A 12,884-nucleotide genomic window follows, 5' to 3' on the forward strand; every position below is an offset into this window, starting at 1 on the left:
GAAATTCCCATATCGGCCGGTCCGCGCGCGGCGTTTCAGGCGAGCGAGCCGGCGTCGCCGTAGGTCTCGCGCGTCAGCTCGAGCCAGGCGCGGGCGGCGTGGGACAGATAGCTGCCCTGGCGCCAGACGATGGCCATGTGCCACTGCGTCCCGGGCTCGTCGAGCAGCGTCAGCGCCACCGAGGGGGTCGCGCGCTGGCGGGCGATGGTCTCCGGCAGGAAGGCGACGCCCATGCCCGCGCCCACCAGCTCCACGATGAAGTCGATCTGCCCGCTGCGGGCGGCCACCTGCGGGGCGAAGCCGTTGCGCCCGCAGGCGTCCTCCAGCACCTGGTTGAGCGCAAATCCGCCCTCGAACAGGATGAAGGGCGAGCCCTGGAGCGCGCCGATGCCGATGCGCTCCCGTCCCGCCAGCGGATGCAGGCGCGGCAGCACCGCCAGCAGCGGCTCCAGCCGCACCGGCTGTCCGTCGAACCCGGTCTTGACCGGCAGCAGCGAGCCGGCGAGCTCCAGCTCGCCTTCCATCAGCATCTCTTCCAGGCGCTTGGAGCCTTGCTCCGTCAGGCGGATCTCGATGCCCGGATAGCGCGCGCGGAACACCGCGAACAGCGGCGCGAACAGCGTGCTCGCGCCGAGCGGCGGCAGGCCCAGCCGGAGGCTGCCGCGCCTGAGGCCCCGCAGGTCGTCCAGTTCCGCGACCAGCCCGTCGCGTTCCGCGAGCAGGGTGAGGGCGCGCCGGTAGACGATCTCTCCGGCTGCCGTGAGCTGGCTGCGATGGCCGATGCGGTCGAGCAGGGGCACGCCCAGCTCGTCCTCCAGCTGCTTCACCGCCTTGGAAACGGTGGGCTGAGTGGCGAACAGCACCTTGGCGGCGGCGGAGAAACCGCCCTGCCGCACCACTTCCACGAAGGCCCGGAGCGTGCGCAATTCCATATCGAATTCCGATATGGAATAGTTTCAATTCAGTCAATTCATTTTGGTAATGGCATCGCCGGCATTATCTTCCGGACATCGGCACTGGAGGTGCCACACCATGTCCGCGACCCGTTCTGCCCCCGCCCGCTTCCGCCCGTCCATGCTGCGCACAATGCTGCGCACAATGCAGTCCATTGTGCACCGCAGCAGCGTGCTTCAGATCGCCGTTCTCGCCGCCTTCTGGGCGCTGGGGGAAGCGGCCGTGCGGGTGACCGGCCTGCCGCTGCCCGGCGGCATCGTGGGCATGGCCGTGGTTCTGGCGCTGCTCGCCTCCGGGCACATCCGCCCTGCAGCGGTGCGGCGCGGCGCCGGCTGGCTGCTGGCGGAAATGCTGCTGTTCTTCGTGCCGGCGGTGATGGCGATCCTCGACCACGGCGAGTTCATGGGCCTGCTGGGCCTCAAGATCGCGGCGGTGATCGTGGCCGGGACCGTGATGGTGATGGGCGGCACCGCGCTGGCGGTGGACCTGTGCTACCGCTGGCGCCTGCGCCTCGCGGGGGAAGGGGCCGGCCATGCTGACGCATGATCACCCCCTGCTGCTCGCGCTGTTCTGGTCGGCTGTCACCATCGGCTGCTATGCCGGCGCCCGCCTCCTCGCGCTGCGCTGGCGCTTCTGGTGGACCTCGCCGCTGCTGCTGACGCCGCTGGCGGTGGGCGCCGTCGCGCTCAGCCTGCACACCGGCTATGGCGAATACATCCGCGGCACCCACTGGCTGGCGCTGATGATGGGGCCGGCCACGGTGGCCTTCGCCATCCCCATCTACGAGCAGCGCGCGCTGATCCGCAGGCACTGGCCGGTGCTGCTGGTGGGCGTGATGGTCGGCTCCACCCTCGCCATGGTGACGGCCTTCCTGCTCGCCGACCTCATGGGCCTGTCGCAGACCCTGCAGCGCAGCCTGATGCCGCGCTCCACCTCCACGCCCTTCGCCATGGCGGTCTCGGGCGACATCGGAGGCGCGCCGGACCTCACGGCGGTGTTCGTCATCCTCACCGGCATCACCGGCGCGGCGCTGGGCGAGCTGGTGATGAAGCTGGTGCCGCTGCGCTCCTCGCTGGCGCGGGGCGCCCTGTTCGGCATGGGCGCGCATGGCGCCGGCGTCGCCCGCGCGCATCAGATCGGCGGGGAGGAAGGCTCCATCGCCGGGCTGGTGATGGTGCTCGCCGGCCTGTTCAACGTGCTGGCGGCGCCGCTGCTGGTTCACCTGCTGCGCTGACGCGCGGCCTCCGCAGGGCTGTTGAAACCGGGCGCTGGGATGCCTAGGTGAGGCGCTTCCCGGCGCACGCCCGTGCCGGGATGACACGCCCGTCACGCGGAACCCGTCCAGCATGTCCGTTGCCTTCACGCGCGAGAACGATCTCGAGGCCACCGCCGCCGACCTGCCCGACCGGCCCATCTCGCCCCATCCCAACCTGGTGACGGCGAGCGGGCTGGCGGCGCTGGATGCGGCGCTGGCGGAGGCACGCGCGGCCTATGCGCTGGCGCAGACCGGCGACGTGCAGGCGGATCGCATGGCCATGGCTCGGGCGACGCGGGACCTGCGCTACTACAGCGCCCGCCGTGGCAGCGCCCAGCTGATCGAGACCCCGCCCCACCCCGAAACCGTGCAGTTCGGCACCACCGTGACCCTCGACCGGGATGACGGCCGCCGCCAGGTCTTCCGCATCGTCGGCGAGGACGAGGCGGACCCGGCGCAGGGTACCGTCTCCTACGTCTCGCCGCTGGCCGCCGCCCTCATGGGCAAGGCCGTGGGCGATGAGGCGACGGTGGCGGGCCGGGCGGTGGAGATCGTCGCCATCGCGTGAGGCGGCGACGCCGGTGCCGTGCGCTCAGTCCGGAATGTGCGGCTCCACCAGCCGCGCGAGGTTGCGCAGGGATTCCTGCCAGCCGAGATAGCAGGCCTCGGTGGGGATGAGATCGGGAATGCCGGCCTGCTCGATGTCCACCTGGGTGCCGACGGAGACAGCTTTCAGCACAACCGTCACGGTGATCTCGCCGACGAGGTTCGGGTCCTCGAAGCGGTCCGTGTAGCGCACGCGCTCGCCGGGCACGAGCTCCAGGAACTCGCCCCCGAACGTGTGGCTGCCGCCGGTGGTGAAGTTGCGGAACGACATGCGGAACGTTCCGCCCACCGCCGGCTCCAGATGATGCACGGTGCAGGTGAAGCCGTTCGGCGGCAACCACTTGGTGAGCGCGTCGGCTTCGATGAAGGCGCGGTAGATCTTGTCCGGGCTGGTGGCCAGGACGCGGTGCAGGCGGACGGTGCCGGGCATGTTGATCACCTCGTGTCGTGGGGCATCATGTCCCGAGGACGACCGAGACCGACCCATTCCGACATGGGCGGCGCACGCCGGCAAGATGCGCGCGAGACCGTGCCGCCGGACAGGGCGCGCGGGACAGGCGGCGGCGGCCGGCGGGGCGGCGATGCCGGCCCCACCGGCGGCCCCACCGGCCCCCGCACGGTTCCTCAGCCCTCGGTCAGCGCCACCACCGGCAGCTTCGGGGTTTCATCCACCCGCAGGCTGAACAGGTCGGGGCGGGCGTAATGGCCCACCGGATCGAAATCGAGCCGTGCGCCGAGAATGTCGTCGAGGTCGATGTCGGCGGTGAGGATGCCCTCCGCGTCCAGCAGCGGACCGGCGAGGATTTCGCCCAGCGGGCCGACGATGACCGAGCGGCCGTGCATCATCCACTCGTCCGGCGCGGCGTCGATGCGGCTGGCGTAGTCCTCGGGAAAGTCGCAGCGGCGCATCACCTGGCAGGCGCTGACCACGAAGCAGCGGCCCTCCATGGCCACATGCCGCATGGTGGAGATCCACGTCTCGCGGTCATCGGCGGTGGGCGCGGCCCAGATCTGCACGCCCTTGGCGTAATAGGCGGCGCGCATCAGCGGCATGTAGTGCTCCCAGCAGATGGCGCCGCCGAGCTTGCCGAACGGGGTGTCCACCACCGTGAGCGTGGAGCCGTCGCCGAAGCCCCACACAAGGCGTTCCGAGCCCGTGGGCATCACCTTGCGATGCTTGCCCATGAGGCCGGAGGGGCCGACGTACAGCGAGGTGCAGTAGAGCGTGCCGCCCTCGCGCTCGATGACGCCCACCACCGCATGCATGTCGTGCGTCGCGCAGGCGGCGGACAGCTCGTCCACCTCCGGACCGGGGACGGTGATGGCGCCGCGCACGTAGCGGGCGAAATCGGCGCGGCCCTCGGCGGTGCGCCGGCCGATCGCGCAGCCGAAATCCAGCCCCTTGGGATAGCCGCCGATGAAGGCCTCCGGGAAAACGGCGAGCTTCGCCCCCGCCGCGGCCGCCTCGGCCAGGAGCGAGACGACGCGGGCGGTCGCGGCCGGGCCGTCGAAGGGAATGGTCGCGGCCTGGATGGCGGCCACCTTGATCGTGGACATTCGGGTCATTCCTTGCTGGGCGCCGCGCCGCCGGCGGGTCCACCGGTCCAGAGCGGGCGTTCGAGGTCGAAGAGATCGCGGGTGCGGGTGTAGGCGGTGGGCCCGTGCATCCGGCCCACCAGGTCGAGGGCGCGGCCGTCGATGCGCGGGCGGGCGGGGTCGCCGGTGAGGATGTCGGCGGCGTAATGGGCGTGCAGCACCTCGCCCACCACCAGGAGCTGGCCCGGGCCGGTGTCGAGAAGATGCATGGAGCGGCATTCGAGGCCGACAGGGGAGGCGGCGATGCGCGGCGGCCGCACGCCGACGCTGGGCACGGTCTCAAGGCCCGCGAGGGCGGTCTCGTCCACCTCCGGCGGGGCCTCGACGCAGGTGGCGTTCATGGCGTCAGCGAGGGCGAACGGCACGAGGTTGACCACGAACTCGCCGGTGGCGCGGATGTTGGCCGCGGTGTCCTTCGGCCGGCCCGGCCGGGCGAGGATGCCGAGCGCCACCACGGGGCGGTCGGCGCCGAACATGTTGAAGAAGGAATAGGGCGCGGCGTTCACCACCCCGTCCGGATCGCAGGTGACCACCCAGGCGATGGGCCGCGGCAGGATGGTGGAGGCCAGCAGCCGGTAGCGCTCCTCGCCGGTCATGGCGCCGAGGTCGAAGTGCCGGAAGGGCGTGTCTGGGCCGCGCGCCGGCGGCGGCGCCTCCCGCACGGGACGCGCCTTCAGGGATGGATGGGTCATGATGGTCCTGCCACGGGCATCCCGCAGCGGCGGGAGCGGCGAGGGCCGATGGCGGGCGCGCCGGCGCGCCATCGGCGGGGTCTGCTGAGGATCAGGCGCGCAGGATCTTCACGCTCTTCACGTCGAAGCTGCCGGTGGCGATCTCCTTGTCCACCTCGCCGGCGATGGCCGTGTTGATGAACTTGGGCACGTCCGGCAGGCGCGGCAGGAGCTTGGCATCCACGCCCCATTTCGCCAGCGTCTCCATCTGCGCGATCTGCGCGGGGGAGAGCGCCACCTTGATGTCGGTGAAGGTCTTCGCGCTCCAGGCCGGGTCGTAGCCGGACGCCTTCTGCAGCACCGGCTCCGGGATGTTCTTGGCCGGCTCCAGCGAGCGGAACCAGCTGTTGGCCAGATCATTGTTCTGGGCCGCGAAGAACAGGGCCTGGGCATTGGCCAAAAGCAGGCGGCGCAGCACGTCCGGCTTCTGCTGCAGGAAGCGGTTGTTGGCGGTCAGCACGATGACCGGGCTCAGGTTCTCCGACACCACCACCGCATGGCCCGAGCTCTCGAAATAGCTGACGAACGGGTCATAGGTGAAGAACGCGTCGATGCGCTGGGAGCCCACGGCGTCGGCTAGCTCCGCCGGGCCGACATTGACGAAGGTCATGTCCTTGCCGGGCACGAGACCGGCCTTGAGCACCGCATCCTGCGCATTCTGGAACGCGGTGATGCCGAAGGTGCCGTACACCTGCTTGCCCTTGAGATCCGCCATCTTGGTGATGCCGGACTTCTTGGTCGCCAGCACCGCCGAGCGGAAGCGGGCCTGCGAGGAAACGGTGGTCACCGGCGCGCCGATTGCCATGGTGGTGACGGCGGCGAAGTCCGAGAGCGTGCCCACGTCGCCGGCGCCGGAGACCAGCGCCTCGGTGATGGCCGGGGAGGCGGCGAGCTGGATCATCTCCATCTTCAGGCCGTTGCGGGCTGCGATGTCCGTGCGCATCAGGACATGGGCGATCTGGGCCGACACGGTGGTCGTGTTGAACCAGCACATGCGGACCACGTCGCCTTCCTGCGCCCGCACGATGGAGGGTGCGGCGAGCGGGAGGGAGGCGGCGAGGCCAGCTGCGAGCTGGCCGAAGCGGCGGCGCGAAATTCCTGAGGTCACGGGTTATTCCCCTTTCTGCCATTCCGGCTTGAGCGTCTCCCACAGGTCGTTGACCGTGGAGACGAACCATGGATCGGAGCGCATCTCGGCCGTGCGCGGCCGGGGAAGCGGCACCAGGACCTCCTCGCGCACCCGGCCGGGGCGGGGGCTCATCACCACCACGCGGTCGGCCAGGAACACCGCCTCGTCGATGCCGTGGGTGACGAAGATCACCGTCTTGCCGGCCTCGGAGGAAATGCGGGCGATCTCTTCCTGCAGCAGCACGCGGGTCTGCGCGTCGAGCGCGCCGAACGGCTCGTCCATCAGCAGGATGTCGGGGTCGGGCGCCAGCGCCCGGGCGATGGCGGCGCGCTGCTTCATGCCGCCGGACATCTGATGGGGGAACTTGTCCTCGAACCCGCTCAGGTGGACCGTGGCAATCAGCGAACGGGCGACCTCGGCCCGCTGGGCCTTGGGCATGCCCTTGGCTTTGAGGCCGAATTCCACGTTCTGCTGCACCGTCATCCAGCCGAACAGGGCGTAGTCCTGGAACACCACCGTGCGGGAGGGATCGGGCCGGGAGATGGGCCGGCCGTCCTGCAGGATCTGCCCGCTCGAGGCCGCCTGGAAGCCGGCGACGATGCTGAGCAGGGTGGATTTTCCGCAGCCCGAGGGGCCGAGCAGGGAGATGAACTCGCCGCGGCGGATGCGCAGGTTCACGCCATCGAGCGCGACCACCGGCGTATCCAGCCCCTTGGAGCCGTAGACCTTGCCCACGTTGCGGATGTCGATCTGGATGTCCTCCGGGGCGGCGGCGGGCGCGGCGGCCGGGGAGAGGCGTGCGGCGGATGCGGCCATGGGATCGTCTCCTCAGTTGCGCTCGGAGGGGGCCCAGGCATTCACGCGCCGCTCGATCCGCTCCAGGATCGCCGACATGCCGAAGCCCACGAGGCCGATGGTGACCATGCCCGCCACCACGTTGTTGATCTGGAACAGCATGCGGGACTGCTGGATCAGGTAGCCGAGCCCCGTCTGGGCGGCGATCAGCTCGGCCGTCACCACGCACATCCAGCCGACCCCCAGCGCGATGCGCAGGCCGGGCAGGATGATGGGCAGGGAGGCGGGGATCAGCACGTCCCAGAACAGCTGCCAGGGCCGGGCGCCGAGGCACAGGGCGGCATTCATCTGGTTGCGGTCAAGGCTGCGCACCGCCGTGTAGGTGGCGACGAAGGCCGGGAAGAACGCGCCGAGGAACACCAGGAAGTAGGACGCCGCATCCCCCAGCCCGAACCAGAGGATGGTGATGGGGATCCACGCCAGCGGCGGGATCGGCCGCAGCGCCTCCACCACCGGCCGGACGAAGTCCGACACCGTCCGCCACCAGCCGCACACGAGGCCGAGCGCCAGGCCGGCGATGCACGCCAGCAGGAAGCCCACCGCCACCCGCTGCAGGCTCGCGCCCAGATGGATCCAGAGGGAGCCGTCGACAGCCAGCTCCCACAGCGCCTTCGCCACGGCGAACGGGGAGGGCAACAGGAAGTCGTCGACGATGCCGAGGCTGCTTACCGCCTGCCAGAAGCCGAAGAAGGCGGCGAGCCCGAGCCCGGCGCGCACCGAGCGGTTGGCCAGCAGCCGCTGCAGCGGCGCGGTACGCCGGACGGCGGGGGAGGGAGAGCTGGGCAGGGCAGGCGCGGCCAGGAGGGCGCCCGCATCGGCCTTGGCTTCCATGGCGAGTGTCTCCTTCACGTTGCCAGCCGGTGGATCGCTGAAGCAATTCGTCATGTCACAAAGCGTAAATTTGTCGGCGATTTCCGTCAATTTCAGATGCGTGCATTTCTGCGGAATAATCGGGCATATCCGCCGATATCACTGGTTCATTTGGGTGCAGCGCGCTCACATATTGTGCGGCGCACACAATTTTGTGTCGGTGCAAACCGACATTGGACGTCATGCGTCGGATCGGCCATGCTTCGGGTATCGGGGGACGACGTGTGACGAACGACATCGAAGAGAAGCTGGCCCGGATCGGCATCACCGGGACGCTCTACAAGCTCTATCTGACGGCCGTCGGCCTCGGCGGGGCTTCCATCACGGAAGTGGCCGCGCGGGCGGGGCTGGCGCGCACCACCGCGCACGACGCGCTCGCCAAGCTGGAGGAGGAGGGGCTCGTCCGGTTCGTAGACAACGGCAAGCGCCGCTTCGTGGTGGCGCAGGACCCGGGCGTGCTCATGGAGCGCATCGAGGCGCGCCGGCAGATGATCGAGGACGTGATGCCCGTCCTGCGGTCCATGTATCACCACGAGACCGGCAAGCCGAACGTGCGCTTCCACCCGGGGCCGGACGGCATCCGCACCACCTTGTGGGACACGCTGACGGGCGGCGACACGGTGCTGCGCGCCACCCTCTCCATGAAGGAGCTGACCGCCGAGCCCGGCCTCGAGGAGATGGAGCGCTACCTGACCGAGCGCGCGCGTCGCGGCATCTGGCTGCACGTCATCCGCTCGGAGGAGCGCGACATCGCCCCCATCTGGCCCTCCAGCCAGGAGCATCGGCGCGAGCTGCGCTACGCGCCGCCGTCCTACACGCTGGCCATGACCTGCTTCATCTACGGCAACAAGGTCGCGCTGATCTCATCCGCCCGCGAAAGCTACGGCATGATCATCGACAGCGCCGAGTTCGCCGCCTTCCAGGCGTCCATGTTCGACGCCATGTGGAGCCTGAGCACCCCCGCGCCGGTGCGGAGATAGGCAGGTCGGAAAGTCATGCTATGACCCCCTCGCGCAACCGGGGGATGCGGAGATGGCTGGCGCGTATGAGGACCTGGGGAAGCCGCGGTATCTGATCGAAAGGACGCGCCAGGGAGACGTGATCCGCGTCAGGGCACCGCGCCCCATCGGCGCCATGCTGATTCTCGCCTTGTGGCTCGCCGGGTGGACCGCGGGCGGCGGCTTCGCCATCAAGGCCCTCTTGCTGCAGAAATTCGAGCCATTCCTGCTGTTCTGGCTGTGCGGCTGGGCCGCCGGGTGGATATTCGCCGCAAGAACGCTGGCGGCGATGCTGTTCGGCTCGCAAACGTTGGCTATCGTCGGCCGGGATCTGGAGATCGGCACTCACATCGGCCCGTTCTCGCGGCGAAAGCTGTACCGGGGGATGGATATTCGCAACCTCATGGCGTCCGCCGCGCCGGCATCCGCGCGCGGATCCTTCGGATGGTCGGGTAGCCAGGCCACCCAGGGCGGCGCGGTGCAGTTCGATTATGGCGCCCGCACCATCTATGTCGCGGCAGGCCTGAGCGAGGCGGAGGGCCGGTCGATTGTCCAACACCTCGCCCGTCGCCTGCCTGCCAGCGCACTGCCACAGTTCTCCGCCGTGCCCGCGTGAGGACGGCCGGCATCACCGGAGCACGGAGGGGCGCAAAATGGCGGAGAGAGTGGGATTCGAACCCACGGTGGGCTTGCACCCACGGCGGTTTTCAAGACCGCTGCCTTAAACCGCTCGGCCATCTCTCCGGTGCGGCGGATTCGCGTTTTGCGCGACCACCCGATCCATCTAGCCCAGCCGCCGGAAGGCGTCGAGAGGCAGTGGGTGGGGGCTCGCGCGTCATCGTCCTGTTAACCATGGCCGCACCCCCGCCCCATTTTCGCCGTCATTGCCCTCCCTGTTGACACAGACTGCCGGGGTCCTGCCCGATCGCGGCGCAGTCGTTCAGCGCATCGCCCTGCCGCACATGCGGAGGCGGGCCTCGATCGGAGACGCGATACGGATGATGAGGGGATCGGCGGCGCACTTCCATCTCCCGGCAATCGGGCGCGGCGCGGGAGCGGGTCTCCTGCTCGTCGGCTGCCTCGCGGTCGCGGGGTGCAGCTCCGTGGAATCCCTCGGCAGCAAGATCGATCCGGTCTACGGCGTCTCCGCCAGCCCGCGCGTGGTTGCGGAAGGCGAGCCGGTGCCGCGCGGCGGCGGCTCCTACAAGGTCGGCAAGCCCTATACCGTGGCCGGCCGCACCTACGTGCCGGCCGAAAATCCGAACTACGTGGCCGAGGGCACGGCCTCCTGGTACGGCAAGGATTTCCACGGTCGCCGCACGGCGAATGGCGAAGTCTTCGACATGGCGTCGGTCTCCGCCGCGCACAAGACGCTGCCCATGCCCAGCTATGTGCGCGTGACCAACCTCGCCAATTCCCGCTCCATCGTGGTCCGCGTGAACAATCGCGGCCCCTACGTGGGCGACCGCCTGATCGACGTCTCCTACAAGACCGCCGACCTTCTCGGCTTCGCCAAGTTCGGCGTGGCCAAGGTGCGGGTGGAGTATCTCGGCCGCGCGCCGCTGGATGACGACGACGACATCAAGCTCGCTTCCACCCTGCGCACCGACGGCAGGCCGGCCGACCTCAAGGAAGGCTCGCCGGTCATGATGGCCTCGGCTAAGCCGTTCGTGCCGAACGTGCCGCCCTCCCGCGCGGTGGCGGCTTCCACGCCGCCGAGCGAGGAAGCGCCCGTCCCGCCGTCGCGTCCGTTCGATCTCGGCGTCTCGCACGGCAGCCCGGTGGCCGTGGCCAGCGCCGGCGGCGGATGGTCCACCGGCGCCGCGCCGGTCAGCGGCCTCGGCTTTGCCGGCGTTCCCGGCGACGGCAGCCGCTGATCGCCGAAATCTGCGCGCAGGCCGCCGGAGGGCTTTACCGGCCGCCATCCCCTGGTTGATGATCCGCCCGAGCCGCGCCTGCGGTGCCGAGTCCTGTGCCGGGCACGCCTCGCCGGCGGCGTCCGGACATTCACGCTTTCAGGTGGATCGCCATGTTGCCGAAGGCCTGCCTCGCCCTCCTGACCGGCGCTCTGGCCATGATCGCCACGGCGCCGGCGCGCGCCGCCGATGGCTTCCAGACCTCGGTCCCCTCCGCCGCTTTGGTGGACTACGAGACCGGCACCGTCCTGTTCGACAAGGACGCCGACCGCCGCATCGCCCCCGGCACGCTGACCAAGGTGATGACCGCCGACGTGGTCTTCTCCCAGCTGAAGGCCGGCAAGATCGCCCTCGACACGCCTTTCGTCGTCAGCGTGAATGCCTGGAAGCGGGGCGGCGGCCCCTCCGGCGGCGCGGCCATGTTCGCGGAGGTGAACAAGCCTGCCCCGGTGGGTGAGCTGCTCGCCGGCGCGCTGGTGGTTTCCGGCAACGACGCCGCCATCACGCTGGCCGAGGGCGTCGCCGGCACCGAGAGCGAGTTCGCCCAGCAGATGAACGCGGCGGCGAAATCCATCGGCATGACGAATTCCGAGTTCCGCAACGCCACGGGCTTCGCCGACGCCGGCCAGTATTCCAGCGCCCGCGACCTGTCGCTGCTGGCGGCGCACGTGATCCGCACCTATCCGGATTATTATCCCATCTTCGCCAAGCCCAACATCGAGTGGAACCGCATCCGCCAGCGCAACCGCAATGTGCTGCTGGATGCCGGGGTCGGCGCGGACGGTCTGCAGGTGGGCTGGCTGAAGGACGTGGGCTATCACGCCCTCGGCTCGGCGGTGCAGAACGGCCAGCGGCTGATTGTCGTGGTGCTCGGCGCCAAGAGCGAGAAGGAGCGGCTGGACGAAACGCGGCGGCTGCTCGAATGGGGCTTCCAGTCGTTCCGCCAGCGCGTGATCTTCGCCGCCGACGGCGAGGTGGGCCGGGCGCAGGTGTTCGGCGGCGCGTCCGGCACCGTGGGGCTGGTGGCCGGGCGTCCGGTGGCGGTGCTCACCCCGCGCTCGGGCAATGACCGCATCTCCGCCCGCGTGGTCTATCAGGGCCCGCTGCGCGCCCCTGTGGCCAAGGGCGCGGAAGTGGGGCGCATGGAAGTCTCGCGCGGGCAGGTGAAGGTGCTGGAAGTGCCGCTCTACACCAAGGATGACGTGCCCGCCGGCTCGCTGGTGGAGCGCGCGCTCGACGGCGGGCTGACGCTGATGGGCGATTCCGTGCGCGATCTCGCCCGCCGGGCCATGGCGAAGCTGCAGAAATGACCGGACTTTTCATCACGCTGGAGGGCGGGGAGGGCACCGGCAAGTCCACCCAGGCGCGCCGGCTCGCCCAATGGCTGCGCGAGCTCGGCCGCGAGGTGGTGGAGACGCGCGAGCCCGGCGGCTCCCCCGGCGCGGAGGCGGTGCGCCATGTGCTGCTCTCCGGCGCCGCCCAGCCGCTGGGGCCGGCCGCGGAGGCGCTGCTGTTCGCGGCCGCGCGGGCGGATCACGTGGACCGGCTGATCCGCCCCGCGCTGGAGGCTGGCAGCGATGTGATCTGCGACCGCTTCATCGATTCCACCCGCGTCTATCAAGGCGCGGTCGGCGCGGTGGCGCCCGACCTGCTCGACGCGCTGGAGCACATGGCGGCCGGCGCCACGCGCCCGAACCTCACCCTCATCCTCGACGTGCCGCCCGACATCGGCCTCGCCCGCGCAGCCGCGCGCGGCAAGGGCGCGGTCGCCGACCGGTTCGAGAAGGAGGGGGCGGATTATCATGCTGCCGTGCGCGAGGCCTTCCTTGCCCGTGCCGCGGCCGCGCCCGAGCGCTGCGTCGTGGTGGACGCCACCGCCGATGCCGATGCGGTGGCGGACGCCGTGACGCGCATCGTCGCCGACCGCCTCGGCCTGCCGGCGGCGGCGTGAGGGGCGATGACGATGCGCCCCGC

At 70.1% G+C, this 12,884-nt stretch carries 15 protein-coding genes and 1 tRNA gene; 8 read left to right on the forward strand and 8 right to left on the reverse strand.

Annotated elements, in window-relative coordinates:
- Positions 1-35: 35 nt before the first annotated feature.
- Positions 36-932 carry a LysR family transcriptional regulator gene (locus V5F49_RS22175; protein ID WP_394116612.1) on the reverse strand — a complete coding sequence of 299 codons (897 nt, stop codon included), beginning with the start codon at positions 930-932 and terminating at the stop codon, positions 36-38.
- Between the two features lie 142 nt (positions 933-1,074).
- Between V5F49_RS22175 and V5F49_RS22180 the strand changes: the two genes are divergently transcribed.
- The 3 genes from V5F49_RS22180 (at position 1,075) to greA (ending at position 2,777) form a co-directional block, all read left to right on the forward strand.
- The gene (locus V5F49_RS22180) at positions 1,075-1,500 is read left to right on the forward strand and encodes a CidA/LrgA family protein (RefSeq protein ID WP_394116675.1); all 426 of its coding nucleotides are present in this window, start codon (positions 1,075-1,077) and stop codon (positions 1,498-1,500) included.
- Positions 1,487-2,188, forward strand: a complete 702-nt coding sequence (locus tag V5F49_RS22185; RefSeq protein WP_394116611.1) for an LrgB family protein — start codon at positions 1,487-1,489, stop codon at positions 2,186-2,188. The genes V5F49_RS22180 and V5F49_RS22185 overlap by 14 nt, the downstream gene beginning before the upstream one ends.
- Positions 2,189-2,300: 112 nt before the next feature.
- Positions 2,301-2,777: a transcription elongation factor GreA gene (greA, locus tag V5F49_RS22190; RefSeq protein WP_394116610.1), complete on the forward strand. Its 477-nt coding sequence runs from the start codon at positions 2,301-2,303 to the stop codon at positions 2,775-2,777.
- Between the two features lie 24 nt (positions 2,778-2,801).
- On the opposite strand, the gene V5F49_RS22195 is transcribed toward greA, so the two are convergent.
- The 6 genes from V5F49_RS22195 to V5F49_RS22220 form a co-directional block, all read right to left on the reverse strand.
- The gene (locus tag V5F49_RS22195; protein ID WP_394116609.1) at positions 2,802-3,245 is read right to left on the reverse strand and encodes an SRPBCC family protein; all 444 of its coding nucleotides are present in this window, start codon (positions 3,243-3,245) and stop codon (positions 2,802-2,804) included.
- Between the two features lie 194 nt (positions 3,246-3,439).
- The gene (locus tag V5F49_RS22200) at positions 3,440-4,372 is read right to left on the reverse strand and encodes a carbon-nitrogen hydrolase family protein (RefSeq protein WP_394116608.1); all 933 of its coding nucleotides are present in this window, start codon (positions 4,370-4,372) and stop codon (positions 3,440-3,442) included.
- A gap of 5 nt (positions 4,373-4,377) precedes the next feature.
- Positions 4,378-5,007 (reverse strand): flavin reductase family protein, encoded by a 630-nt coding sequence (locus tag V5F49_RS22205; protein WP_394116674.1) that lies wholly within the window; start codon positions 5,005-5,007, stop codon positions 4,378-4,380.
- Positions 5,008-5,194: 187 nt separating this feature from the next.
- Entirely contained in the window at positions 5,195-6,250 is a 1,056-nt protein-coding gene (locus tag V5F49_RS22210) for an ABC transporter substrate-binding protein (protein WP_394116607.1), read from the reverse strand.
- A gap of 3 nt (positions 6,251-6,253) precedes the next feature.
- Positions 6,254-7,087: an ABC transporter ATP-binding protein gene (locus V5F49_RS22215; protein WP_394116606.1), complete on the reverse strand. Its 834-nt coding sequence runs from the start codon at positions 7,085-7,087 to the stop codon at positions 6,254-6,256.
- A 12-nt stretch (positions 7,088-7,099) separates the two neighbouring features.
- Positions 7,100-8,011, reverse strand: coding sequence for an ABC transporter permease (locus V5F49_RS22220; RefSeq protein WP_394116605.1), 912 nt, complete (start codon positions 8,009-8,011; stop codon positions 7,100-7,102).
- Positions 8,012-8,220: 209 nt separating this feature from the next.
- Here V5F49_RS22220 and V5F49_RS22225 point away from each other — a divergent pair, with 209 nt between their 5' ends.
- A complete protein-coding gene (locus V5F49_RS22225) occupies positions 8,221-8,976 on the forward strand; it encodes a TrmB family transcriptional regulator (RefSeq protein ID WP_394116604.1) in 756 nt (251 codons plus the stop codon).
- A gap of 52 nt (positions 8,977-9,028) precedes the next feature.
- Positions 9,029-9,610: a hypothetical protein gene (locus tag V5F49_RS22230; protein ID WP_394116603.1), complete on the forward strand. Its 582-nt coding sequence runs from the start codon at positions 9,029-9,031 to the stop codon at positions 9,608-9,610.
- A gap of 38 nt (positions 9,611-9,648) precedes the next feature.
- Here the strand turns inward: V5F49_RS22230 and V5F49_RS22235 are convergent.
- Positions 9,649-9,738, reverse strand: a tRNA-Ser gene (locus tag V5F49_RS22235).
- 254 nt (positions 9,739-9,992) lie between these two features.
- Here V5F49_RS22235 and V5F49_RS22240 point away from each other — a divergent pair.
- The 3 genes from V5F49_RS22240 (at position 9,993) to tmk (ending at position 12,861) form a co-directional block, all read left to right on the forward strand.
- Entirely contained in the window at positions 9,993-10,871 is an 879-nt protein-coding gene (locus V5F49_RS22240) for a septal ring lytic transglycosylase RlpA family protein (protein WP_394116602.1), read from the forward strand.
- A gap of 152 nt (positions 10,872-11,023) precedes the next feature.
- Complete coding sequence (locus V5F49_RS22245) at positions 11,024-12,220, forward strand: D-alanyl-D-alanine carboxypeptidase family protein (protein WP_394116601.1); 1,197 nt, start codon at positions 11,024-11,026, stop codon at positions 12,218-12,220.
- A complete protein-coding gene (tmk, locus tag V5F49_RS22250) occupies positions 12,217-12,861 on the forward strand; it encodes a dTMP kinase (RefSeq protein ID WP_394116600.1) in 645 nt (214 codons plus the stop codon). Before V5F49_RS22245 ends, tmk begins: the two co-directional genes overlap by 4 nt.
- Positions 12,862-12,884: the final 23 nt, after the last annotated feature.

Source organism: Xanthobacter lutulentifluminis (assembly GCF_043194675.2).
Lineage (GTDB): Bacteria > Pseudomonadota > Alphaproteobacteria > Rhizobiales > Xanthobacteraceae > Xanthobacter.